16 protein-coding genes and 1 tRNA gene are annotated in these 24,591 nt (G+C 71.1%); 6 read left to right on the top strand and 11 right to left on the bottom strand.

The window, feature by feature from the left end; all coding sequences use genetic code 11:
- Positions 1–84 precede the first annotated feature (84 nt).
- On the bottom strand, positions 85–2,085 hold the full coding sequence (locus ACIPC1_RS09825; protein ID WP_402516263.1) for an ABC transporter transmembrane domain-containing protein: 2,001 nt from the start codon (positions 2,083–2,085) through the stop codon (positions 85–87).
- Between the two features lie 203 nt (positions 2,086–2,288).
- Between ACIPC1_RS09825 and ACIPC1_RS09820 the strand changes: the two genes are divergently transcribed.
- From ACIPC1_RS09820 to ACIPC1_RS09800, 5 genes are all read left to right on the top strand, one after another.
- The gene (locus tag ACIPC1_RS09820; RefSeq protein ID WP_402515067.1) at positions 2,289–3,275 is read left to right on the top strand and encodes a YbhN family protein; all 987 of its coding nucleotides are present in this window, start codon (positions 2,289–2,291) and stop codon (positions 3,273–3,275) included.
- 74 nt (positions 3,276–3,349) lie between these two features.
- Positions 3,350–4,126 (top strand): crotonase/enoyl-CoA hydratase family protein, encoded by a 777-nt coding sequence (locus ACIPC1_RS09815; RefSeq protein WP_402515066.1) that lies wholly within the window; start codon positions 3,350–3,352, stop codon positions 4,124–4,126.
- Positions 4,127–4,529: 403 nt separating this feature from the next.
- Positions 4,530–5,675 carry a mechanosensitive ion channel family protein gene (locus ACIPC1_RS09810; RefSeq protein ID WP_402515064.1) on the top strand — a complete coding sequence of 382 codons (1,146 nt, stop codon included), beginning with the start codon at positions 4,530–4,532 and terminating at the stop codon, positions 5,673–5,675.
- A gap of 311 nt (positions 5,676–5,986) precedes the next feature.
- On the top strand, positions 5,987–8,206 hold the full coding sequence (locus ACIPC1_RS09805; protein WP_402515062.1) for an NADP-dependent isocitrate dehydrogenase: 2,220 nt from the start codon (positions 5,987–5,989) through the stop codon (positions 8,204–8,206).
- 478 nt (positions 8,207–8,684) lie between these two features.
- Positions 8,685–9,188, top strand: coding sequence for a hypothetical protein (locus tag ACIPC1_RS09800; RefSeq protein ID WP_402515061.1), 504 nt, complete (start codon positions 8,685–8,687; stop codon positions 9,186–9,188).
- Here ACIPC1_RS09800 and ACIPC1_RS09795 read toward each other — a convergent pair.
- The 5 genes from ACIPC1_RS09795 to ACIPC1_RS09775 all read right to left on the bottom strand — a co-directional run bounded on the left by ACIPC1_RS09795 (position 9,154) and on the right by ACIPC1_RS09775 (position 14,318).
- Positions 9,154–9,227 (bottom strand) — tRNA-Pro (locus ACIPC1_RS09795). The genes ACIPC1_RS09800 and ACIPC1_RS09795 overlap by 35 nt on opposite strands.
- A gap of 163 nt (positions 9,228–9,390) precedes the next feature.
- A complete protein-coding gene (locus ACIPC1_RS09790; protein WP_402515059.1) occupies positions 9,391–10,158 on the bottom strand; it encodes an NPP1 family protein in 768 nt (255 codons plus the stop codon).
- A 462-nt stretch (positions 10,159–10,620) separates the two neighbouring features.
- The gene (locus ACIPC1_RS09785) at positions 10,621–11,703 is read right to left on the bottom strand and encodes a maleylacetate reductase (protein ID WP_402515057.1); all 1,083 of its coding nucleotides are present in this window, start codon (positions 11,701–11,703) and stop codon (positions 10,621–10,623) included.
- Positions 11,700–12,563 carry an intradiol ring-cleavage dioxygenase gene (locus tag ACIPC1_RS09780; RefSeq protein ID WP_402515055.1) on the bottom strand — a complete coding sequence of 288 codons (864 nt, stop codon included), beginning with the start codon at positions 12,561–12,563 and terminating at the stop codon, positions 11,700–11,702. The genes ACIPC1_RS09785 and ACIPC1_RS09780 overlap by 4 nt, the downstream gene beginning before the upstream one ends.
- 18 nt (positions 12,564–12,581) lie before the next feature.
- Positions 12,582–14,318, bottom strand: a complete 1,737-nt coding sequence (locus tag ACIPC1_RS09775; RefSeq protein WP_402515054.1) for an FAD-dependent oxidoreductase — start codon at positions 14,316–14,318, stop codon at positions 12,582–12,584.
- A 334-nt stretch (positions 14,319–14,652) separates the two neighbouring features.
- On the opposite strand from ACIPC1_RS09775, the gene ACIPC1_RS09770 reads away from it, so the two are divergent.
- On the top strand, positions 14,653–15,894 hold the full coding sequence (locus tag ACIPC1_RS09770; protein WP_402515052.1) for a glycoside hydrolase family 71/99-like protein: 1,242 nt from the start codon (positions 14,653–14,655) through the stop codon (positions 15,892–15,894).
- 57 nt (positions 15,895–15,951) lie between these two features.
- Here ACIPC1_RS09770 and ACIPC1_RS09765 read toward each other — a convergent pair whose 3' ends face one another.
- From ACIPC1_RS09765 to ACIPC1_RS09745, 5 genes are all read right to left on the bottom strand, one after another.
- On the bottom strand, positions 15,952–18,162 hold the full coding sequence (locus ACIPC1_RS09765) for an ROK family protein (protein ID WP_402515049.1): 2,211 nt from the start codon (positions 18,160–18,162) through the stop codon (positions 15,952–15,954).
- Entirely contained in the window at positions 18,155–21,193 is a 3,039-nt protein-coding gene (locus ACIPC1_RS09760) for an alpha-mannosidase (RefSeq protein WP_402515047.1), read from the bottom strand. Before ACIPC1_RS09760 ends, ACIPC1_RS09765 begins: the two co-directional genes overlap by 8 nt.
- Before the next feature lie 222 nt (positions 21,194–21,415).
- On the bottom strand, positions 21,416–22,495 hold the full coding sequence (locus tag ACIPC1_RS09755; protein WP_402515045.1) for a Gfo/Idh/MocA family protein: 1,080 nt from the start codon (positions 22,493–22,495) through the stop codon (positions 21,416–21,418).
- Positions 22,480–23,166, bottom strand: coding sequence for a ThuA domain-containing protein (locus ACIPC1_RS09750; RefSeq protein WP_402515044.1), 687 nt, complete (start codon positions 23,164–23,166; stop codon positions 22,480–22,482). The genes ACIPC1_RS09755 and ACIPC1_RS09750 overlap by 16 nt, the downstream gene beginning before the upstream one ends.
- Positions 23,163–24,458 carry an enolase C-terminal domain-like protein gene (locus ACIPC1_RS09745; protein WP_402515043.1) on the bottom strand — a complete coding sequence of 432 codons (1,296 nt, stop codon included), beginning with the start codon at positions 24,456–24,458 and terminating at the stop codon, positions 23,163–23,165. Before ACIPC1_RS09745 ends, ACIPC1_RS09750 begins: the two co-directional genes overlap by 4 nt.
- Positions 24,459–24,591 lie beyond the last annotated feature (133 nt).

Below are 24,591 nucleotides of genomic sequence, written 5' to 3'. Positions count from 1 at the left end.
CTGCTCCTGGGGGTAGGGAGGGTCGCGTCCCGGTGAGGGGTACGCGCCGACGCCCGCCAGGGTACGGCGGGCGCCCCACCGGTGCTATGCCAAGGCGTCCTCCGTGACAGCGATCTCCGTCACGCCCTCGCCGGCCGTGCCCTCGCCGGCCGTGCCCTCGCCGGCCGTGCCCTCGCCGGCCGTGCCCTCGCCGGCCGTGCCCTCGCCGGCCGTGCCCTCGCCGGCCGTGCCCGATTTCTTGAACTGTGTCCGGTACAGCTCCGCGTACCGCCCGTCCACCGCGAGCAGTTCGCCGTGTGTGCCGCGCTCCACGATCCGCCCGGCCTCGACGACGAGGATCAGGTCGGCGGCCCGCACGGTGGACAGCCGGTGGGCGATCACCACGGCGGTCCGTCCCTCCAGGGCTTCTGCCAGTGCCTCCTGGACGGCCGCCTCCGAGGTGTTGTCGAGGTGGGCGGTGGCCTCGTCGAGGATGACGACGCGCTGGCGGGCCAGGAGCAGGCGGGCGATGGTCATGCGCTGGCGTTCGCCGCCGGAGAGCCGGTAGCCGCGTTCGCCGACCACGGTGTCGAGGCCGTCGGGCAGTGAACGTACGAGATCTTCGAGGCGGGCGCGGCGCAGGACGTCCCACAGCTCGTCCTCGGCCGCGGCCGGGCGGGCCAGCAGCAGGTTCGCCCGCACCGAGTCGTGGAACAGGTGGCCGTCCTGCGTGACCATGCCGAGGGTCTCCCGCATCGACTCCGCGCTCAGGTCGCGTACGTCGACGCCGCCGATGCGGATCACGCCCTCGTCGGTGTCGTACAGCCGCGGCAGCAGCTGCGCGATGGTCGACTTCCCGGCGCCGGAGGAGCCGACGAGCGCGACGGTCTGGCCTGGTTCGGCGCGGAAGGAGACGCCGTGCAGGACTTCGGCGCCGCCGCGGGTGTCCAGGGACGCGACCTCCTCAAGGGAGGCGAGGGAGACCTTGTCGGCGGACGGGTAGGCGAAGCGGACGCCGTCGAACTCCACGGCCGCGGGCCCCTCCGGTACCTTCCGCGCGTCCGGCTTCTCCTCGATGAGCGGCTTGAGGTCGAGCACCTCGAAGACCCGCTCGAAGCTCACCAGGGCGCTCATGACCTCGACGCGCGCACCGGCGAGCGAGGTGAGCGGCGCGTAGAGGCGGGTCAGCAGCAGCGCCAGGGAGACGACGGCGCCCGGTTCCAGGCTGCCGCGCAGCGCGTACCAGCCGCCGAGGCCGTAGACGAGCGCGAGGGCGAGGGCGGACACGAGGGTCAGCGCCGTGATGAACGCCGACTGCGCCATCGCCGTCCGCACACCGATGTCCCGGACCCGCCGGGCGCGCTCCGCGAACTCGGTGGACTCGTCCTCGGGCCGCCCGAAGAGCTTGATGAGCGTGGCGCCCGGCGCGGAGAAACGCTCGGTCATCCGGGTGCCCATCGAGGCGTTGAGGTCCGCGGCCTCGCGCGCCAGTCCGGCCATCCGGGCGCCCATCCGCCGCGCCGGCACCACGAACACGGGCAGCAACGCGAGCGCGAGCAGCGTGATCTGCCAGGACAGGGTCAGCATCACGGCGAGGGTGAGCAGCAGCGTCACGACATTGCTGACGACTCCGGAGAGGGTGTTGCTGAAGGCGCGTTGGGCGCCGATGACGTCGTTGTTGAGACGACTGACGAGCGCGCCCGTACGTGTACGTGTGAAGAACGCGACCGGCATGCGCTGCACATGATCGAACACAGCCGTCCGCAGATCGAGGATCAGACCCTCGCCGAGCGTCGACGAGAGCCAGCGGCCGAGGAGTCCGAGCGCCGCCTCGGCGAACGCGATGAGGGCGATGAGCGCGGCAAGGCGCACGACGGTGCCCTCGTCGCCGTCGGACACGATCACGTCCACGACGCGCCCGGCGAGCACCGGCGTCGCGACGGCGAGCAGCGCGGTCAGCACGCTGAGCACCACGAACTGGCCTATGCGGCGGCGGTGCGGACGGGCGAAGACGGCGATACGGCGCAGGGTCGCGCGGGCGAAGGGGCGGCGTTCCTGCCGGGCGTTCATGACACTCTGCAACTGTGTCCAGGCTGTGATCTCCATGCTCATGGCAGCGACAGTAGGACCTCAAGCGACGTTGAGGTCAATCACCGGCCGACGGCTCTCCGGGCCGCCCCGCGGTCCGGCCCTGCGCATTCCTCACCTCGACATGTCGGCCGACGTCTCCCGCACCTTGCCCGGCACGTCAGCCGCCGTCTCCGCGCCCGCAACCCCCCGTTGGTGCGCGGTGGAAAGGCTCTGCTGATGTGACAGCCGTACGACTCCCCCAGGGGTTCCCCAGTCGCACCGCCTTCCGGTCGGCTCTCCGCTCGTCCGTCCGGCCGGTCCTCTGCCTGCTCCCGCTCGCCCTCGTGATCGTGGTCGCCGCGCAGCACTGGTCCGTGCTGGCCGAGGGCTTCCATCATCTGGCGACGGCCCGGTGGCCCTGGCTCGTGGCCGCCGGCGCCGCGACCTGCGCGACCTGGGTCGCGGCCGCCGTCACACGCCAGGGCGCGGTCATGGAGCGGCTGCCCGTACGCCGACTCCTTGCCACCCAGGTCGCGGCGGGCGCCGCCAACCACCTCCTCCCCACGGGGCTGGGGGCGAGCGCGGTCAATCTGCGATTCATGACGGTGTGCGGGGTGCCGCTCGCCCGCTCGTCGGCCGCGCTCGCGCTGTACCTGCTCGCCGAGTCGACAGCCCGGCTCACCCTGCTGGCGGGCCTGCTGATCGCCTTCCCTGGCGCGCTGCGGCTCGGCGGTCTCCTTCCCGACGGTGCGGTCGGTCCGTTGCTGCTCGGCGGCGCCGTGGTGCTGGGCGTCGCTGCGCCGGCCCTTCTGCTGGTACGGCGGCTGCGTGCGGCCGTCTTCACCTTCCTGCGTACCGCGCTCGGCGAGGCGCGCTCGGTGCACACCCGGCCGATGCGCGCGCTGGCCCTGTGGGGCGGTTCGCTCGCCTTCCCCACGCTCCAGGCGGCCGGACTGGTCGCCGTGGGAATGGCGTTGGGGCTTCCGGTGCCGCCCGCGCACATGGTGATCGCCTATCTCGCGGCGACGGTCGCGGTCGCGCTGGTGCCGACACCGGGTGGGATCGGCTCGGTGGAGGCCGCGCTGATCATCGCGCTGGTCGCGGCGGGCGGCCCGGTCGCCGTGGCGACGGCGGTGGTGCTGGCGTACCGGATCATCACGGTGTGGGTGCCGCTGCTGCCCGGGGCACTGACGTTGGGGGCGCTGGTCCGTCTGAAGGTGATCTGAGCTCACGCATCTTGTGCGTGGTCGCGAACCCGGGGATAGCCTCGAAGGACAGCAGTCCGGGGAAGGGGTCAGCGATGCCGGTCCGGACCGAACGGCAGGGTTACGTCACCACGGTCGTCCTCTCGCGTCCCGAGGCACGCAACGCGGTGGACGGGCCGACCGCCGCCGAACTCGCGGACGCCTTCCGGAAGTTCGAGGCCGACGAGTCGGCGCGGGTTGCGGTGCTGTGGGGCGAGGGCGGCACGTTCTGCGCGGGCGCCGACCTCAAGGCCCTCGGCAGCGAGCAGGGCAACCGGGTCGCCGAGGACGGTGACGGGCCGATGGGCCCGACCCGGCTGCGCCTGTCCAAGCCGGTGATCGCGGCCGTTGCGGGGCACGCGGTGGCCGGGGGCCTGGAGCTGGCGCTCTGGTGCGATCTGCGGGTCGCCGAGGAGGACGCGGTCTTCGGGGTCTTCTGCCGCCGCTGGGGAGTACCGCTCATCGACGGCGGTACGGTACGGCTCCCCCGGCTCATCGGTGCCGGCCACGCGATGGACATGATCCTCACCGGCCGTCCGGTGCCGGCCTCCGAGGCCTTCCAGATGGGGCTCGCCAACCGCCTCGTGCCGGTCGGCCGCGCCCGCGCGGCTGCCGAGGAACTGGCCGCCGACATCGCCGACTTCCCCCAGGAATGCCTGCGCGTCGACCGCGCCTCCGTCCTGGACCAGGACGGCCTGGTCGAGGCCGTGGCGATGCGCGTCGAACTCCGGCGCGGCATGGGCGTGTTGGCCGAGGGTCTGGAGGGCGCGGCGCGCTTCGCGTCGGGAGCGGGGCGGCATGGCGCGTTCGGTGAGTCCGGCGCGGTCCGGTGAGTTGTGAATGCACGGGCTCCGTCCGGTGAGTCGTGGATGCACCGGCGCGGTCCGCCGAGTCGTGAACACGCCGGCTCGGCCCGGTGAGTTGTGGACACAGCAGTGCCGTCCCTGAGTTGTGGACACAGCCGTGCCATCCCTGAGTTGCGATCACAGCAGTGCCGTCCCCGAGTTGTGGACACAGCCGTGCGTCCACCGAGTTGTGAACCCGGTGGGTTGCGAGCCGGATCTCACCACGACTGGTGAGGGGCATACCCGCTGATGCGGCAGGATGAGCGCTCGCCCCGGATGACGAACACCAGTCCGGGCATGATCGCGCACTCCCGGATTCGAGCAGGTGGCAAGTGACGACACATCACATCCGGCCCACGGGCCTTCCCTCCGGCCACAAGGGAGCAGGCCGATGAACCGCTCTCTCACTCTGGACGACTGGATGATCGCCGGAATCGCCGTGGTCGCGGGCCTCATCACGGCGTTCCTGTCGCGCATGCTGCTGCGCTGGCTCGGCAAGCACGCGCTGCGCACCAACTGGAGCGGCGACGACCTCATCGTCGCCGCGCTGCGAACTCTCGTACCAGCGGCGGCCGTTGCCGGGGGAATCGCGTCGGCGGCGGCGGTACTTCCGCTGACCTCGTCGGTCGGGCACACCGTCAACCGGACTCTGACGGTGCTCCTCATCCTGGTCTCGACCATCGCCGCGGCCCGGTTCATCGCCGGCCTCGTCCGGTCGCTGGCCCAGTCCCGGTCGGGCGTCGCCGGGTCGGCCACCATCTTCGTCAACATCACCCGGGTCGTGGTGCTGGCGATGGGCTTCCTCGTCATGCTCCAGACGCTGGGCATCTCCATAGCCCCGCTGCTCACCGCCCTGGGCGTGGGCGGTCTGGCCGTCGCCCTGGCTCTCCAGGACACCCTCGCCAACCTCTTCGCGGGCGTGCACATCCTCGCCTCGAAGACGATCCAGCCCGGCGACTACATCCGCCTCAGCAGCGGCGAAGAGGGCTACGTCGTCGACATCAACTGGCGTAACACCACGGTCCGTCAGCTCTCCAACAACCTGGTCATCATCCCCAACGCCCAGCTCGCGGGCACCAACATGACCAACTTCAACCGCCCCGAGCAGCAGATGACGCTCCTCGTCCAGGTGGGCGTCGGCTACGACAGCGACCTCGACCATGTCGAGCGCGTGACCACCGAGATCGTCGCCGAGGTGATGACGGAGATCACCGGTGCCGTCCCCGACCACGAACCCGCGGTCCGCTTCCACACCTTCGGTGACTCCCGCATCAGTTTCACCGTGATCCTCGGCGTGGGCGAGTTCAGCGACCAGTACCGGATCAAGCACGAGTTCATCAAGCGCCTGCACAAGCGGTACCGGGAGGAAGGGATCCGGATCCCGGCGCCGACCCGGAGCGTGGCGTTGCACCCGGCGGGAGCGGCGCTGCCCGAGTCGGCGCTCATCGAGGCGGTCATGCCGCAGCAGGCGGGCATTCCGCAGCAGCGGGAGGGGAGCATCTCGGTGCAGCAGCCTCCTACGGCTTCTCGGGGCTGACCAGGTCGACGATGCCCGGGTGGGGATGGCGGCTGGGCCATGAGGTTTCGCCCCTCCACCCCTTCCGTCCCTTCCGTCCCTTCCCGTCCCTTGTTCCTTGTTCCTGGGGGCTACCGCCCCCAGACCCCCGCTTCGGCCTGGACGGCCTCGTCCTCAAACGCCGGACAGGCTGAAAAGCTCCAGAGGGGCCAGCTGGAATTCAGCCCTCAGGCGTTCGCGGAGCGGGGCGAACGCAGACCCCTGTCGAGCCCGGGTCGCTCAGGAGATATCTTGATGTCGAGCAATGTTGCAGACGTGGAGCGGAGCACCCGGTGACTGACTCGACCATCATTTACACGCACACTGACGAGGCCCCGGCCCTGGCGACGTATTCGTTCCTGCCGGTGGTCCAGGCGTACGCCTCGCAGGCGGGTGTCACTGTGGAGACCCGTGACATCTCGCTGGCCGGGCGCATCATCGCCCTCTTCCCCGAGTTCCTGGAGGAGGGTCAGCGCATCCCCGACGCGCTCGCGGAGCTCGGCGAGCTGGCGAAGACGCCCGGGGCGAACATCATCAAGCTGCCGAACGTCTCGGCCTCGGTCCCCCAGCTCAAGGCGGCGGTCGTCGAGCTTCAGGGGCAGGGCTACGCGCTTCCGGACTACCCGGAGGACCCGAAGTCGGACGAGGAGCGCGACATCCGCGCCCGTTACGACAAGGTCAAGGGCAGTGCCGTGAACCCGGTGCTGCGCGAGGGCAACTCCGACCGCCGCGCCCCCGCGTCGGTCAAGAACTACGCGAAGACCCACCCGCACCGCATGGGCAAGTGGTCGTCCGAGTCGAAGACGAACGTCGCGACCATGGGCGTCGACGACTTCCGCTCCACCGAGAAGTCCGCGGTGATCTCCACGCCGGGCTCGCTCCGTATCGAGCTGACCGGTGACGACGGCTCCACCACCGTGCTGCGTGAGTCCGTACCCGTGCTCGCGGACGAGGTCGTGGACGCGTCCGTCCTGCACGTCGCGCCGCTGCGCGAGTTCCTCACGGCGCAGATCGCCCGCGCCAAGGCCGAGGGTGTGCTGTTCTCGGTGCACCTCAAGGCCACGATGATGAAGGTCTCGGACCCGATCATCTTCGGTCACGTCGTGCGTGCCTTCTTCCCGAAGACGTTCGCGAAGTACGGCGAGACCTTCGCCGCCGCCGGTCTGACCCCGAACGACGGTCTGGGCGGCATCTTCAAGGGCGTGGAGTCGCTGCCCGAGGCCGCCGAGATCAAGGCGTCCTTCGACGCCGAGCTCGCCGAGGGCCCGGAGCTGGCAATGGTCGACTCCGACAAGGGCATCACCAACCTGCACGTGCCGTCCGACGTGATCGTCGACGCGTCCATGCCGGCGATGATCCGCACCTCCGGCCACATGTGGGGCCCGGACGGCCAGGAGCAGGACACCCTCGCGGTCCTGCCGGACAGCAGCTACTCCGGTGTCTACCAGGTCGTCCTCGACGACTGCCGCGCAAACGGCGCCTTCGACCCGGCCACGATGGGCACGGTCCCGAACGTCGGTCTGATGGCGCAGAAGGCCGAGGAGTACGGCAGCCACGACAAGACCTTCGAGATCGCGACCACCGGTACGGTCCGCCTCGTCGACGAGGCCGGGAACGTCGTCCTGGAGCAGGCCGTCGCCGCCGGCGACATCTTCCGCGCCTGCCAGACCAAGGACGCCCCGATCAAGGACTGGGTGAAGCTGGCCGTCACCCGCGCCCGCGCCACCGGTGACCCGACGGTGTTCTGGCTGGACGAGACCCGCGCACACGACGCGGTGATCATCGAGAAGGTCAAGCGGTACCTTCCGGAGCACGACACCGAGGGCCTGGACATCCGCATCCTTTCTCCCCAGGAGGCGACCAAGCTCTCCGTGGAGCGCATCCGCCGCGGCGAGAACACGATCTCCGTCACCGGCAACGTCCTGCGTGACTACCTGACCGACCTGTTCCCGATCCTGGAGCTGGGCACCAGCGCCAAGATGCTGTCGATCGTCCCGTTGATGGCGGGTGGAGGCCTCTTCGAGACGGGCGCGGGCGGCTCCGCGCCGAAGCACGTACAGCAGCTGGTCAAGGAGAACTACCTGCGCTGGGACAGCCTGGGCGAGTTCCTCGCGCTGGCGTCCAGCTTCGAGCACCTCGCGACGACCACGGGCAACGCACGCGCCCAGGTCCTCGCCGACACCCTCGACCGTGCGACGGCGACCTTCCTCAACGAGGACAAGTCGCCGACCCGCCGCGTCGGCGGCATCGACAACCGCGGCAGCCACTTCTTCCTGTCCCTGTACTGGGCGCAGGAGCTGGCGCAGCAGACGGACGACGCGGACCTCGCCAAGGTCTTCGGCCCGCTCGCCGAGACGCTGGGCGCGCAGGAGCAGACGATCGTCGACGAGCTGAACGCGGTCCAGGGCTCCCCCGCCGACATCGGCGGCTACTACCAGCCCGACCCCGCCAAGGCCGCCACGATCATGCGCCCGTCGGCCACCTGGAACGACGCGCTCGCGACCCTCGCCTGACGCACCGTCCGCGGACCCCGGTCCGCGACCTGAGCCGCCCCGGCCGGATCCTTCCGGCCGGGGCGGTCCCGTTCCGACACTCACGGGCCACATCCCGAAGCAAAAAGAGACGTCCTCCACGCAAGTGCGTCAGCTGCCGTACGGCGGCGCGCGCCGGCTCGGGTCCGAGCTGCGACGCTCGCGTGAGCATGCGGGCAGGAAGATCGAGGAGGCCGCAGCCCAAGCCCACCTCGACTGCTCGAATCCGGACTTGACGCCGGCCACGTCCGTGTAGCCGCCGAGCAACAGGCACGGGGCCAGGCGCACCGGTTCGGCGGGCGGCGGCTGCGCTCCGGCACCGAGCAGGGCGGCGCTCCTGACCGCGGAATCATCGCGGTCAGGACACCTGGACCCGCACCTTGCGCCAGGCGTCCGCCACCGAGGTGCCGATGAGTCCGGAGCCGACGACGGCCAGGGTGCGGATCACGACACGGCCCCCGTGGTGGCCGCCGCTGCCGCCGTCGGTTCGGTCCGCAGGCCCGCGGTGACGACCGCGGCCGGATCGGTCCGGGCCCGCCCCGATCCGGCCCGGCGTCAACGTGCCGATCGACAGCCGCAGTTGGCGGGACCCGGTGCCGACGCCGTAGAAGTGGTGCACACCGCGCCGATGCCGCGCCCGACCGGCACCAGCAGCGCGACGGCCGCCGCTCTCCCCGCCATTCCAGGATCGGTGCCCACGGCGGACATCCGCGCGACGCAGCTCACGCCGCTGGGCACCGGGCATTCCTGTCCGCACCGCGGCCCGCACCTGACCGTCGGCGACTTCCCGCTCGCCGACCACGAGTCCACCGCGGACGCCGACACCGCCTACGACCGGGGCACGCCGAACTTCCCTCGCCCACCGGCTGAGCGGCCGGCATGGGAAAAGGGCCCCCACAGGCTCTCGCCTGCGAAGACCCTTCGCACCGTCGGGACGACAGGATTTGAACCTGCGACCCCTTGACCCCCAGTCAAGTGCGCTACCAAGCTGCGCCACGTCCCGATGCGTTCCACCCGGAGTCACCCCCGTGTTCACGCAGGTAAACCCTACCTCACGCGCGTGGCCGGACTCGCACTGGCGGTCACCGTCCCGTCGCACAGGGGAGGGTTACGGGGCTGAGGACGGGGAGCGACGATGTGCCGGGCGCCCCCCGGGGTTCAGTTCGTCAGGCGTTGGGGTCGAACGCGATCCCATCAGGCTTCGCCAGGTCGAGGTGGTAGTTGAAGTTGCCGTCCTTGAGGCCGAAGACGGCGCTGCCGAAGTTGTAGGCGTTCAGTTTGTCGCGCAGACCGGCCGGGTAGCCGTCCCAGCCGACCAGGCGGGGGAACTGCCAGGTCTGCTGGTGGTTCTCCGGCGGCTCGTCGCCGGAGGTCGCGGGGCGGAAGCAGTGCGTGCTGATCCCGTCCTTGTGGTAGACGATCTTGGGGTGCGTTCCGTCCCAGCGGATCTGGTCGCTGCTGTAGGTGTTGAAGTCGCCGTGGGCGGAGGTGGAGACGTACTTGGCAACGTTGTCCTGCACCCACACGACGACGTGCTCCCAGTCGTTGCGGTGCCCGCCGATACTGCTGCCGGCCACCGCCTGGTCCTTCTCGAAGTAGAGGCCGTACATGATCGCGCACCAGCCGTTGTTGCACTTCTCCCGCGAGTACCCGTTGGTGTTGGCCAGGTCCCATGAGTCGCGGCACGAGCCGTTGAGCGCACCGGTCGGGTTGAGGCCGGGGTTGATGGTCCCGTCGGGACCGATGGCGGGGGTCGGGTAGCAGCCGTCCGTGTCGTAGTCGTAGGCCGGCTGGAACGTCTGCTCCAGCCCGTTCGCGTTGGCCGGCAGAGCCGACGGCGGGTCGGCGAGGGCGATGCCCGGAAAGGCAACGACCAGCGCCACGGCGCTGCCGAAGATGAGGGAGACCTTGCCGATGCGCGACTTTACTTTCACTGCGTCCTCCTGATCGACCGCGGTGTGGGGGCAGTTCGGGGCGGTCTATTGGCATGCCCAGGTCATCCTTTCGGTGCGTGCCCGAAAACGCCAGAGTCAGGAGGTGTCCGAGTGATGAAAGGTCAGCCAATCCATGGCGGCCGATCAGGCGGAAGCGGAGCCGGGGTCGCCCCGCAGCCGGCGCGAGTACGAGAACCGATGCGGCGAGCGCGGGCAGGCGGGGTGCTTGTGCCAACTCCCCCGGACATGGCCTTGGTTGACGGACCACCGTTGACCGTGTCAAGACAGGCCGTGTCGAGACAGGCCGTATCGACGGACCCGGACCGGCTCACGCCATGCATCGTCCGCGAGCCCTGCCCTGCCCCCTCCCCTGCCCTCCCCTGCCCGGTCACTTGCCACCGCCGCGGTAAGCGAACCGCGTGCTGCCCCCGGGAAAGCGGCCGACCGCCCTCCTCGGCGCCCCTAGAAGGCGTCGCTCCGCGGCTCCCAGCCTTCGTACGCCGCGGTCAGCAGGCCGAGTACCCCGCTCGCGGTGACCTCGCGGGGGTTGGGATACGCCGTCGTCGTGGCCTGTGCGGCGGCGACCGCCAAGTCGGCCTCCTTCAGGCCAAGTTCGGCGAGCGAGCAGGGAGCCCCGAGGTCTCCGGCCAGGTCGTGGAGGGCGCGGGGGACGTCGTCGGTGCCCAGGGCGCGGGACAGGGCGGCGATCGCGTCGGGGGCGGCGGACGCGTTGTACGCGAGGACGTACGGGAGGACCACCGTGTGGGTCTCGGCGTGCGGCAGGCCGAAGGTGCCGCCGAGCACATGGCACAGCTTGTGGTGCAGGCCCATGGTGGTGGCGCCGAGGCAGGCTCCGCAGAGCCAGGCGCCGTAGAGGGCGCGGCCACGCGCGTCGAGGTCGCCGGGGGCGGCGGCCACCCTGGGAAGGGCCCCGGCCATCGCCCGTACGCCCTCCTCGGCCATGAGGGAGACGAGGGGCGAGGCGTCGGGCGCGTACAGGGCTTCGGCGGCGTGCGCGAGCGCGTTGACTCCGCTGGTGACGGTGAGGGGGACGGGCAGCCCGAGGGTGAGTTCGGGGTCGTAGACGACGCTTCGGGGCTGGACGACGGCATCGCGTCCGGTGCGTTTGGCGCCGTGTTCGGTGAGGCCCCAGACGGGGGTCATCTCGGAGCCGGAGTAGGTGGAGGGCACGGCGATCAGCGGCAGTCCGGTGCGCAGCGCGATCGCCTTGCCGAGGCCGATCGAGGAGCCGCCACCGACCGCGACACAGCCGTCGGCGCCGAGGGCCCGCGCCACCTCGACCGCCCGGTCGGCGACCGCCACGGGTACATGCATACGGGCCTCGGCGTGCAGCCCCGCACAGGAGTCGCCCAGCGCGTCGGCGACCGCCCGCGCGACCTCCGAGCCCCGGCTCCCGCAGACCACGAGCACCCTGTGCAGTCCGAGCCGGGCGACCTCGCCCGGTGTCGCGCTCACCGCAGCGCCGGGTCGGAAGACGACCCGCCCGGGCCGGCTCTCGTAGGAGAAGTCGAGCGAGGTGGTCATGCCGCCTCCAGTACGAGGTCGAAGTGCGCGTACCGGAAAGGGTTCGGGACGCCGAACTTCCGTGCCAGGGACGGGTCGTCGGTCTCGGCGAAGTCCTGGATCAGGCTCTCCTTGACGGCGAACACCGCGTCGGAGTCCAGGTACGCGCTGCCCGCCACGAACATGTGCGTGGTGACCGGGGCGTGGCCCGCGGCCGAGGCGATGAAGTGGATGTGGGCGGGGCGGTAGGGATGGCGGTCGGTCGCTTTCAGGAGCTCGCCGACCGAGCCGTCCCTCGGGATCGGGTACGGGCTCGGTACGCAGGTGCGGAACCAGAAACGGCCTTCGACGTCCGCCGTGAAGAGCCCCCGTCCGTTGCCGGGCGGCTGGATGTCCGGCCGTTGCACGTCGTAGAAGCCCTCGGGGTCGGCCTGCCAGACGTCCAGAACGGCGCCGGGCAGCGGGGTGCCGTCCGCCGACAGCACCCGGCCGCTGACCACGCTCGGCTGGCCGCTGCCCACCAGGTCGATGTTCGCGCCGAGTTCACGGACCGGCGACTGGGTCATGTGGAAGGGGCCGAGGACGGTCGACTCGGTCGCACCCGGATCGCGGTGACCGTTGATGGTCTCGACGAGCATCGAGACGCCGAGCACGTCCGACAGGAGGATGAACTCCTGCCGGGTGTCCGTGCACATCTGCCCGGTCGCGGTGAGGAACCCGATGGCCCGTTCCCACTCCTGCATCGTCGGCTCCGTCTCGCGGACGAAGGCGTGGAGGTGGCGGGTGAGTGCGGTCAGCAGCTCGCGCAGCCGGGGGTCGGCGGTTCGCCGGAAGCTGTCGACGACCTCGTCGGTGAGATCGGTCGTGTATTCGGTGCTCATTCCACTCTCCTGGTCCCGTCAGGCATGTCCGAGGATCCGTCGCAGCGCCGCCGCCAGCAACTCCTCGGCGGCGTCGGAGGCCGTCGGGTACCGGAAGGCGACAAATCCGTCAGGTCGTACGAGCAGGGCGCCGGCGTCGGCGATCTCACTCAGCCGCGCCCAGTCCCCGTAAGGGTCCTCGTACTCCTGGCCGGGACCGATGACGACGGTGGCGACCGCGACGTCGAGCGCCCCGGCCGCGCGCAGCCAGCCCTCGCCGCCGATGCCCGTGACCAGGGTGAAGCGGCCCCGGCCGACCGTGTCGAGGGTGGACAGGGTGCGGGTCCCGGAGGTGATCCAGGCGTGCGGGAGCTTGGCGCCGGGGCGGGAGGAGGGCTGGTGGTGGAGCTCCGGGTCGCGCGCGAAGCCGGGATCCGCCGATCCGTCGGGGACGATCGCGTCGGAGGCGTAGCGCTGGTTGAGGTCGACGCCGTGCGCGTTGAACTCGTACACCTTGAAGGCGATCGCCTCGCGCAGCGCGTGCCGTTGCTTGGCGGCTGCCTCGGTGGCGTCCTTGCGGGCGGCGATGTTGGCCCAGAGCTGTTCGGGGGTCTGCGGGGAGAGCCCGTCGAGGGCCTCGAAGATGGGGGCGGTCTCACCGATGGACTTGTTGGCGCGGGTGACGATCTGTCTGCCGACCGGGGCGCGCTCGGCGGTGTACGTGTCGAGCAGCTTCGGGGCCGCCGTGCCGTCGAGGACCAGCTTGAGCTTCCAGGCCAGGTTGTACGCGTCCTGGATCGAGGTGTTGGAGCCGAGGCCGTTGGACGGCGGGTGGCGGTGGGTGGCGTCGCCGGCGCAGAAGACGCGGCCGTTGGAGTACGTCTCGGCGTACATCTCGTTGACCGTCCACGCCGAGGACGACTTGATGGTCACCGGGATCTCGTCGTCGCCCACGAGCTGCCGGACGACCGACTCCGCGTACTCGGTGGTCAGGTCGGGGGCGCCCGCCGTGACGTCGTACCCCCAGACGATCATCCACTCGTTCCAGGGGCGGACGTTGCGCACCAGGCCCGCGCCGATGCCGCCGACGGTCGCGCCGGGCGCCAGCACCCAGTAGAGGGTGGAGGGGCGGTGCGCGGTGTACTTGGTCAGATCGGCGTCGAAGACGATGTTGATGCTGCCCGCGACACCCATCTGGCCGCCCATCGGCAGGCCCGCGTCCTCTGCCACCCTGGAGCGGCCGCCGTCGGCGCCGATCAGGTACTTGGCGCGGATCTCGTACGTGTCTCCGCGCAGCCGGTCGCGGACGGTGGCCGTCACCCCGTCGGCGTCCTGGGTGTGCGACAGGTACTCGGTCTCGAAGCGCAAGGAGGTGCCGCGCGCGACCGCCGCGTTGACCAGTACCGGTTCCATGAGGTGTTGCGGCATGTCGCACATGCGGGTGGGACTGGCGAGTTCGTGCGCGGCCTGGACGAGCGGGTCGTTGCCCCAGGAGCGGACCCGGCCCAGTTCCTCGCCGGCGAGGCTGGTGCAGAAGGTCGTGTTGCCCATCAGGTGCTGCGGGGTGGCCTGCGCGATGACGTCCCTCTCCACGCCGAGGTCGCGGAGCACTTCCATCGTGCGCTGGTTGGTGATGTGCGCGCGGGGGGTGTCGGAGAGGCGGGCGTAGCGGGTCGCGACGATGTTGGGTACGCCGTACGTGCTCAGGGCCAGCGCGGCCGAGGCGCCCGCGGGGCCGCTCCCGATGACGAGTACTTCGGTCTCGACGGTCTGCACCGGAAGGCTCCTGAGGGTGTGAACGAGCACCTGCCACTCTTGATCATGCGGTGTGCGGTGGGGGTTCGGGTGTCTCATTGCGAGACATTCACGCTACCCGGCGTAGGGGCCGCGGCCCGGCAGTCGGGGTGGTGGTCGGGCCCGGCGTACATCATGGTTCTTAGCCGATCAACCCGTTCCGAGGGCGCTTCACAATTCGGTGGAATCGGAAGTCGGAAAATAAGAGGCCTGACAAATCAATTGCCGGGGCCCTCGATATATTCACTTCCGGCAGCTTGTAGCGGACTGCGGAATTCCCCTACTTTCGGAGAACCCCCACAAGGAGGAATTCTCCGTGAGCATCACAAGACGAACTCTTCTCGGTACTGCGCTCGCCGCCACGGCGGGAGTCGGTACAGGCGCGTTCCAGCAGGCGGTCGCCACGCCGGCCGCGAGCCCGCCGGGCGACGTCGTCGGCAAGATATCCGTCGGTTATCAGGGCTGGTTCGCCTGTAAAGGCGACGGCGCCCCGATCGACGGCTGGTGGCACTGGAGCCAGGACATGAGCCGTCCGCCGTCGTTGTCCAACACGACCATCAAGTCGTGGCCCGACATGCGCGAGTACAGTCGCGGGTTCGCCACCGACTATCCGAACCTGACCGGCGGCGCGGCCGCGACCCTGTTCACCTCGTGGGACCAGCAGACGGTCGACACGCACTTCCGCTGGATGCGGGAGAACGCGATCGACACCGCCGCGCTGCAACGGTTCAACCCGTTCGGCTCGGAAGGTCCGACGCGGGACGCGATGGCGCAGAAGGTGCGGCAGGCCGCGGAGGCCAACGGCCGCAAGTTCTACATCATGTACGACGTCACGAGCTGGACGTCCATGCAGTCCCAGATCAAGGAGGACTGGACGTCCAAGATGCAGGCGCATACGTCGTCGGGTTCCTATGCGCGGCAGAACGGAAAGCCGGTCGTGTGTATTTGGGGCTTCGGCTTCAACGACTCGGGGCGCCCCTTCGAGCCCGCTCCCTGTCTGGACGTCGTCAACTGGTTCAAGGCGCAGGGCTGTTACGTCATCGGAGGCGTGCCCACGCACTGGCGCACCGGCACCGAGGACTCGCGCGCCGGGTTCTCGGACGTGTATCACGCGTTCAACATGATCTCGCCGTGGATGGTGGGCCGGATCTCCAGCGCCGCCCAGTCCGACCAGTTCTTCACCAGCGTCAACACACCCGACCAGGCGGACTGCAACGCCCATGGCATCGACTACCAGCCGTGTGTGATGCCGGGCGACCTCCAGGAGCGCCATCGCGCCCATGGCGACTTCATGTGGCGGCAGTTCTACAACATGGTCCGCGTCGGCGCGCAGGGCATCTACATCTCGATGTACGACGAGTTCAACGAGGGCAACCAGATCGCCAAGACCGCCGAGACCGGCGCCTCCGTGCCCGCCGGTTCGGGCATCTGGGCCCTGGACGAGGACGGCACGCGCTGCTCCGCGGACTACTACCTGCGGCTGACGGGCGACGGCGGCCGCATGCTGAAGCAGCAGATCGGGCTGACCGCCACACGGCCCACGGCGCCAACCCTGTGAGCGTGAGCCTCGGACACCCTGTGCCCAGGAGCCTCGGGCACCCTGTGACCCGGAGCCTCAGGCACGGTCCCGGCCGCGCAGCCGGGGCGTGAACGCGGCATGGAACAGCGTGGAGGCCGCTCCCACCGCGGCGGCCTCCGCGCTGAGCACGGAGCGTTCCACCTCGACGCGGCGCAGCCGGCGCGCGGTGGGGAACTCGTTGACCGCGCGGCCGATCTCGTCGAGGTAGAACTCCGCGACATCGTCGGTGAAGAACGGGCCGCCGAGCACGATCAGGTCGATGTCGAGCAGGTCGACGAGCCCGAGCGCGCCACCGCCGACCGCCCGTGCCACCTCCCGTACCGCGCTGACCGCGGCGGGGTCGCCGGCGGCTGCCGCCCGTCCCACGGCTCGGTAGGCGGCGGTGCTGCCGCCGTCGCCCGGCACCCGCAGACCGAGCCGGGCGGCGAAGTCCCGTACGGACACGGGTGGGTTGCACTCCGGCAGCAGCTCCGGACGGCCGTCGGCCGCGATCCGCCCCAGCGCGATCGCGCACAGTTGCCCGAACTCGCCCGCGTTGGCGCTCACCCCGCGGTAGAGGTCGCCGTTGAGGTACAGCCCGGAGCCGACGCCCGTCCCCAGATACAGGTAGGCGAAGTCCCGGGCCCTGCGGTCACGTCCGATCCACCGCTCCCCTGCCGCCGCCGCGAGCGAGTCCTTCTCGATGAGCACCCGGCACGGGAAGTGGTCCTTGAGGAGGTACAGCAGCGGCAGATCGTCCCAGGCCGTCAGGAGCGGCGGGTTGAGTACGGTGCCGGAGGCGATGTCCACCGGCCCCGGTACGGCCACGCCCACGCCGAGCAGGCCGTCCTCGCGTACCGCGCCCTGCGCCTTCTCCAGGGCTTCGTGGCCCAGCGCGACGACCTGGGCGACGAACTCGCCGGGGTCGATGTCGGCGCTGACCGGTCTCGTACAGGTACAGACGATCGCGCCGTCGAGGTCGATGACCACGGCCGTGAGCAACTCGGGGTCGATGTGCAGGCCGAGGGCGTGCGCGGCGGTGCCGCAGAGCCGGACCGGGGTGCGCGGCTTGCCGGAGGTGGCGCGCCGTTGGGCGTCCTCGACCAGGATGCCGCGGTCCAGGAGCGAGCGGGCGATCCGGGAGACCGACTGCTGGGTGAGGCCGGTGCGGTGGGCTATCTCTCCGCGGGTGATGCTGCCGGAGAGGCGTACGGACTCGATGACCACACACTCGTTGAAGGAGCCCAGGTCGATCTGGTTGACGCCGCTGAACGAGGCCGGGTGGGAGGGGAGTTCGCCCCGGTGCGGTGCGCGCAGGTGCTCGGCGACGTTCTCGCGCAGCCAGTGGACGGCCTCCGTGGGCGTCCGGTGGGTGGTCCGTCGCAGGGCGGCGACCAGGTCGAGGTACACGCGCCGGGAGGACTCGGGGTGGCTGGTGCTGTCCAGCGCGATCATGGCGCGCAGGAAGCCGCGCCAGGTGGTTCTGGCCGGCAGGTCGTGGAAGGTGACGGGCGAGTGGGCCCGGCGGTGCTCCTGGGCGGGCCGGGGGCCTCCGCTCTCCCACAGCACGATGGAGTGCAGCGCGATGTCCGGGTGGTGCTCGGCCGCGGCGGTCAGGTAGGCGAGCAACGTGCGGTCCCCTTCGGCGTCCGTCCCCGACGACCCGGCGGCGGTCGCGGCGCGGAGCGTGGACAGCGCCCGGTCCACACCCTCCAGGACGTCCTCGCCGATCACCGTCGCGGCCGGGGCGGCCCGCGGTGCCTGGGGCCGGGTGCCCGCGAGGAGGACGGCGCGCGTTTGGTCGACGTACAGGCCCATGACCCAGATGTCGGCCCCGGGCAGGGGCGGCCGGGTCGGAACGTACGGCGCGGGTGACTCGTCGGGCGGGAGTTGCCAGCGGCGGCGGATCGAGGCCACCGTCGCGTGGGAGAGGCCGAGTTCGCGGGCGATGGCCCGGCTGGCGCCGCTGCCGCCGGGGGCCAGCAGAGCGCGGGTGATGACCTCGGCCTCGTCGACCGTCGCGGGCCTGCCGGTGCGCGGGCGCTGGCGCAGGCCGGGCAGTCCCGCGCTGTGCCAGCGGTGGCGCCAGCTCCCGACGGTCTGCCGTGACACCCCGAGGCGGCGGGCGATGTCGGCGTCGCGGAGTCCTTCCGAGGCGAGCAGGACGACATGGGCGCGGGTGGCGAGCGGGCCCTCGCTGCCGGCCCAACCGCGCAGCACGGCAAGGGTTTCGGGCGCGAGGCCCACGTCGGGGTGTGGTTCAGGCACCGCTGCTGTCCTCCTGGCGTCGGCCGGCTCGCAGGAGCCGCAGTGTGCGGATCTGGAACGGTCGCAGGGTGAGCGGGACACGGCCGTGGAGATGGGGGCGGGGTGTGGGGTGTTCCTCCAGGAGGTCGGTCTCGTGGACCGCCTCGATGGCGAAGTCCGCGGAGAGCACGGCGTGGGGTCGGCCGCCGCGGGCTTCGTAGAGCCGTACGACGACGTCGCCGCTGCGGTCGTCGGCCAGTTTCACGGTCTCCACGACGACGTCGGGGTGGTCGACATGGACGAGCGGTCGCTGTGGGCCGGTGGCCGGGCCCGGGCGGAGCGGGAGGTTGACGGCGTATCCCTCGGTGATGGCGTCGCCGAGGGTGGCGCCGGGACGCAGGGTGTGCCGGAAGCGGTGGAGGCCGCGGTCGGCGTGCGGGTCGGGGCCGTTCGGGGCGTGCAGCAGCGTGTGCCGTACGACGGTGGTGGTGCCGCCGTCGTCGCGGGTGTGCCGGGTGACGTCGTGGCCGTAGGTGGAGTCGGTGGCCAGGGCCACGCCCCAGCGGTGCTCTCCGACGTGGATCCAGCGGTGGGCGGCGAACTCCGGGGAGCTCCCGTCGGCGCTCTCGTGCGTGGGACGGGCGACGTGCCCGAACTGCACGTCGGCATGGCCGAGTTCGGCGTGCACGTCGAGCGGCCAGGCCAGTTTGAGGACAGTATCCCGCTCGCGCCAGTCGACTTCGGTGTCGACTGTCAGGGCGTGGCTTCCGGCGGTCAGGGTCAGGTCCTGGACGAACGTCGAGCGTCCCGTGCCGCGTCGCACGCGCACGGTCGCCAACAGGGGCCCGCCCGCATGCAGTTCGACCTGATCGGCTTCGAGCAGGTCCCGACCCTGTTCGCCGCGCAGGAGTTGGAGGAGGTTGCCCGCGCCATCGGGGGCGAGGGTCTCACGTCCGGTGGTCAGGTCGACGGCCGAGCGGACGAGACCCGCTGCGTCCACCCGCACCCTCAACAGGCCGTTGTCCAGGATGTGTTGGCCGTCGACCGTGGTGTGCGCGGTCACGCGTGCGGTGCCGTCGAGAGGGAGGCCGGTGGATCCGGCGCCGAGTGCGGGTGCGTCGGCGAGTACGGCGAGGCGCCCGTCGGGCAGGACCTGAGCCGTGTCGGATGTCTGGCCGGTGCCCGCGGCGAGGATGACGACCTCGCGGCGGGGGTGCGGCGCCGCGTTCCAGACACCGGCGCCGTCGGGTTCACCGACGGCGCGGCGCACCAGGCGGGTGAGCCGGCGGTGCAGATCGCGGTGTTCGTGTTCGGCGTCCTCGTGGACCCAGGCGATGGAGCTGCCCGACAGGATGCGCAGGCTCTGCTGGAGCAGTACGCGCCGCCACAGGGTGTCGAGTTCGTCGTACGGGTAGGGGACGCCGTGGCGCACGGCGGCGGTCGCCGACCACAGTTCCGCCTCGTGCAGCAGGACTTCGCTGCGGCGGTTGCCTTGTTTGGTGCGGGCCTGGCCGGAGTACGTGCCGTGCTGCGGGGCGAGGTCGAGTCCGCCCCGCCGGACCGGCGGTAGCGGATACTCCTCCCGTACCTCCCGGAAGAACTGCGCGGGGTGGCGCATGGCGACGCGCGGTGACCCGTCCAGGTCGGCGAGCCTGCGGGCTCGTTCCAGGGTGTCACGGCCGGGTCCCTCGGCGGCGCGGCCGAGGGGCAGCAGGGAGCGGGTGACGGGACCGCTGTCGGTGACGGCGTCCGTGAGCGCCGTGGTGTCGGGCGCGAGGTGGGTGAACAGCGTGGTGCGGTCGATGCCCTCCCAGCGGAAGGTGTGGTGGGGCGGCGCCGCCTGGTGGCCGGCGGCAGGGCGCCTCGTCAGGAGCCAGCGCGCGCCCGCGAGCGCGGCGATCTGCGGAAAGGCGGCCGAGGCGCCCCTCGCTCCGGGCAGCCAGGCGCCTTCGCTGTCCGCGCCGAGTTCGTCGCGGAAGAAGCGGCGGCCGAGGACGAACTGGCGCACCAGGGCTTCGCCGCCCGCCAGTTCGACGTCCGGCTCGACCCAAGTGCCGCCCACCGGGATCCAGTTGCCGTCGGCGACAGCCTTGCGCAGCCGCTCGAAGACGTGCGGCTGCTGGTCCCGCATCCAGGCGTAGTGCTGGGCCGACGCGGCCCCGACGACGAGTTCCGGGTACTCCTCGGCGAGGGTGACCAGCGTGCTGAAGGTGCGGGCACAGCCACGGACCGTCTCGCGCAGCGGCCGCAGGCCCCCGGGGTCGAGAGGGGCGTACCCGACGCCCGCGAACGTGTGCGCCGACGCGTGGGCGCGCTCCGCGAGTGCCGGCGCGAGGACACGGCGGGCCGCCTCGGCGGTGCGGGCGACGGCGCAGGGGTCGACGGCGTCGACCGCCTGCTCCAGGGCGATCCGTATCCGGTGGCGGCGCGGGAGTTCGGCGGGCAGGGCGCGCATGAGGCCGTCGAGGGTCTCCATGTCGTGCAGCAGGTGCCATACGTCGTCATCGCGTACGGCGAGATCGGCGCGCCGGAACCGGTACAGGGGCGCGTCCCCGGCGGTGACCGGGTCGCCGTAGCGGACGCCGCTGCCGGTGGCCGCGTCGATGAACGGGTTGGCGGCGGCTTCGAGAAGGAGGCGGACGGGTTCGCCGCCACGGGCGGAGGCCGTGACGGGGACGGCGCCGGTGTGCGCGTGCAGGCCGTGCAGCGGGATGCCGTGTTCGTCGTGGACGAGGGCTTCGGCCTGACAGCCGCCGGTGGGGCCGCGGTCGCCGCCGAGGTCGATGAGGGCTTCGACGCGGCGACCCGCCCACCGCTCCGGAACGCTCGCGCCGACGCGGAACCAGCTCGTCGACCACGGGCTGCCCCAGGGCTCCCCCACCGTGAACGGCGCGTACTCGGCGCGCAGCGCGACGCCCACGGGCACCGGCTCTCCGGGAATGTGCCAGGCGCCGATGTCCATGGGCAGCCGCTGCGGATACAACGCGGGGCGGAGCCGTTCGCTGAGGAATGCGGCTATGCGCTCTTCGCCGGACTTACTCCGGTCATGCATCGGAAGCCCTTCCTGTCCAGCCAGTAACCGCCATGTAAAACCATGTGTGTTATCAAGTCAACGCCTCTCACTCGTTCCTTCTTCTTGCAGATCGCAACGTAACTGCGGGAAATTGTCAGGAGAATTCAGCACCACGAAAGGACGTTCGCGTCAATTAACTGGAATGACATTCCGGGCGCGGGTGAAGGCGGCAGGAGGTGCCCTGCCGCCGTCGGTCGGGAGCTACTGCTCCACGCGCTCGGGCCGCTCGCACGTCGTGTTCACCGGCAGGGACCGTCCGCCGTGGGCGGCGTCCAGCAGGGTGAGCATCACGTCCAGTACGTGGTGGGCGAGTTCGCCCGACGCGCGGTGCGGGCGCCCGGTGGCGATCGCCTCGGCGAGGTCGCCAAGTCCCGTGCCACGTCCGGCTGTCGGGTATCCGGCCGAGACGGGCAGGGGTTCCCAGCCGCCGCCGCGGTGGAGTTCGACGAGCCCTTCGAAATTGTTGGGGTCGGGGACGGAGAGCGAGCCGTCGGTGCCGTGGACCTCTATGCGGGGCAGCCGGGCGGCGCGGACGTCGAAGCTCATGACGAGGGTGGACAGGGCGCCTCCGGCGTGTTCCAGGATGCCGGTGATGTGGGTGTCGACCTCCACCGGGAAGCGTGTTCCCGCCCGCGGACCGCTGCCGATCTCGCGTTCGGCGCGGGGCCGGGACGAGGCGCCTGTGACGCGTACGACGGGGCCGAGCAGGTGCACGAGGGCCGAGAGGTAATAGGGGCCCATGTCCAGCAGGGGTCCGCCGCCCGGCTGGTAGTAGAACTCCGGGTCGGGGTGCCAGGGTTCGGGCCCCGCCGAGGCCATGAACGCGGTGGCCGCGACCGGCCTGCCGATGAGTCCGTCGTCGACGGCCTTGCGGGCGGTCTGGGTGCCGGTGCCGAGGACGGTGTCCGGCGCGCAGCCCACCCGCAGTCCGCCGGCCCGGGCGGCGGCGAGCACCGACTCGGCCTCCTCACGGGTTGCCGCCAGGGGTTTCTCGCCGTAGACGTGCTTGCCCAGCGACAGCGCGACGAGGGCGACTCCCGCGTGGGCCGCGGGGATCGTGAGGTTGAGGACGGCGTCCACGTCGTCCCCGGTCACCAGGTCGACGACGGAAGCGGCTACTCGTACGTCGCCGGATGCCCGGACAGCCGCCTCCTTCGCCCGGTCGGGGTCGAGGTCGGTGACGGCGGTGAGCCGTACGGTGTCGAGGCGGGCCAGCGTCTCCAGGTAGGCCCCGCTGATCTTGCCCGCGCCCACCATGCCGATCCTCAGCGGCTCGCCCACAGCAGTCCCCTCTCGGTGAGCACCCGCACCTCGGGCACGTCGAAGTCGTCCGGCTTGTGTCCGACGGTGGACACGAACACCCGGCCCGCACCCCAGTTCCTGGTCCACACGGCGGGCATGACGACGGCTCGGCCCCGCTCCTCGCCGGGCTCGAACGTCGTCGTCGCCAGTACGTCGATCAGCGGGTCGGTGGCCACCCAGTACTGCTCGGTGTGGACGCGGAAGTCACTCAGGCCGTGGACGACGGGGTGGTCGGCGCGCTCGGGCACCAGGTGCACGTCGTGGTCGTGGAAGCCGGGCGGATGCATCAGGAACTGCCCGCCGGTCAGGAGCTGGTAGCCGACGTCGGCGCGGAAGGAGTCGACGATGCCGCCGTGCCAGCCCGCGAGGCCGGTACCCGCGCGCACGGCGGCGGCGAGGCCGTCGCTCTGCTCACGCGTGATCTCGCCCATGGTCCAGCACTGCACGATCAGGTCGGTGGCCGCGAGGAGGTCCGCGTCCTCGTACACGTCGAGGGACTCGGAGGTCTCGACGGCGTAGCCCTGGTCCTTGAGGAAGGGCAGGAACAGGTCGGTGATGGTGAGCGGCTGATGGCCCTCCCAGCCGCCCCGGACGACGAGCGCTCGTCGCGGTGCGTTGTTCGCGGGTACTCGTCGCGGTGCGTCTGTCACGGTCGTTGTACGCTCCCGTCGGTGTTGCGCAGCAGGGCCCAGCGGTCGTGTTCCAGCGGTTCCGGCACGGGGTGTCGACGGGCCGCCACCTCGTCGAAGTCGACGCCGTGGCCGGGGACTTCGGGCGGCACGAGGAAACCGTCGCGTGCGACGACCGTGCCGGGGAAGACCTCGGCGACAGCCGGTCCGAACGTGGCCGCCTCCTGCACCCCGAAGGCATGACTGGAGACGTCCAGGGCGAGGGTCGCCGCCTGGGCGACGGGACTGACGTCGGCCGGACCGTGCGGGGCGAGCCGTACGCCGCGCAGCTCGCACAGTGCGGCGATCTTGCGCGCGGGGGTGAGTCCGCCGAGCGTCGGGACGCGCAGCCTCGCGAAGTCGATGTCGGGGCCGCCGAGGAGCGCGGTGAACTGGGCGCTGTCGCTGAAGAGTTCGCCGACCGCGAGCGGGACCGGGGACGCCGCGTGCAGGCGCGCGAAATGCCCGGCGTCCTCGGGTGCGAGGAGGTCCTCGACGAAGTAGAGGCCGGCGTCCTCGACACGGCGGAGGAAGTCACGCGCCTGGCGCGGATCGAGCCGCTCGTGCACATCGTGCAGCAACTCGACCTCGTCGCCGACGAGTTCGCGCACCCGGGTGAGGATCTTCGGGACGGTCCTCACATACGCGGCCGAGTCCCAGGGGACGCGCCGGGCCCGTACGGCGGCCGGATCGACGGCCGCTCCCCCGGTGCCGTACGTGTCCGCGCCGGGTACGGCGGCCTGGACGCGGACGTGCCGGTACCCGCGCTCCCGGGCTGCGGCCACCTGGTCGGCGATCTCCCGCTCGTCGGCGCCGTCGACGTGTGTGTAGGCCTCGGCGCCGGTGCGCACCCGGCCGCCGAACAGCGAGTACAGGGGCGCCCCGAGACGCTTGGCCTTGAGGTCCCACAGGGCGACGTCGACACCACCGAGGGCGTTCCCGGTGACCGAACCGCCGCGCCAGTAGGCGCTGTTGAGGAGCAGTCGGTGGATGTCCTCGATGTCGTCGGGGTCCCGCCCGACAAGCAGCGGGGCGAGGTACTCGTCGAGGACCGCGCGGACGGCGAGGGTGCGCTGCGGATCGCTGGCGCAGCCAAGGCCGTAGAGCCCCGGCTCGTTGGTCTCGACGCGCACGACGAGGTGGGGGCAGCCGTGCGGGGCGGTCAGGAACGTACGGACGGCGGTGATGCGGATCTTCGCGCCGCGTTCCTCGGCCCAGGGAGCCGGAGCGAGCACGGGAGCAAGGACGGGCGTGCGGGCATCAGGCTGAGCCATGCGAACTCCCGCGTACGGATAGCAGAATGACGTACTGCCATCTGAACGTACGAAGCGCCCGGCGGGTTTGTCAACGGGCCTGTCAAATATGACATCGGGGTGGCCGGAACACCATCCCCCGGGGGCGTAAAGG

Source organism: Streptomyces sp. NPDC087263, from assembly GCF_044744645.1.
In the GTDB taxonomy this organism is placed as follows: Bacteria; Actinomycetota; Actinomycetes; order Streptomycetales; family Streptomycetaceae; genus Streptomyces.
Note: the sequence above shows the minus strand (reverse complement) of the source record. Positions and strands in the feature narration are given on the sequence as shown.

Coding starts and splice junctions, on each gene's coding strand:
- ACIPC1_RS09760 (WP_402515047.1), bottom strand. CDS start 21,193: ATGCATGACCGGAGTAAGTCCGGCGAAGAGCGCATAGCCGCATTCCTC.
- ACIPC1_RS09745 (WP_402515043.1), bottom strand. CDS start 24,458: ATGGCTCAGCCTGATGCCCGCACGCCCGTCCTTGCTCCCGTGCTCGCT.
- ACIPC1_RS09815 (WP_402515066.1), top strand. CDS start 3,350: ATGCCGGTCCGGACCGAACGGCAGGGTTACGTCACCACGGTCGTCCTC.
- ACIPC1_RS09780 (WP_402515055.1), bottom strand. CDS start 12,563: ATGAGCACCGAATACACGACCGATCTCACCGACGAGGTCGTCGACAGC.
- ACIPC1_RS09785 (WP_402515057.1), bottom strand. CDS start 11,703: ATGACCACCTCGCTCGACTTCTCCTACGAGAGCCGGCCCGGGCGGGTC.
- ACIPC1_RS09810 (WP_402515064.1), top strand. CDS start 4,530: ATGAACCGCTCTCTCACTCTGGACGACTGGATGATCGCCGGAATCGCC.
- ACIPC1_RS09825 (WP_402516263.1), bottom strand. CDS start 2,085: ATGGAGATCACAGCCTGGACACAGTTGCAGAGTGTCATGAACGCCCGG.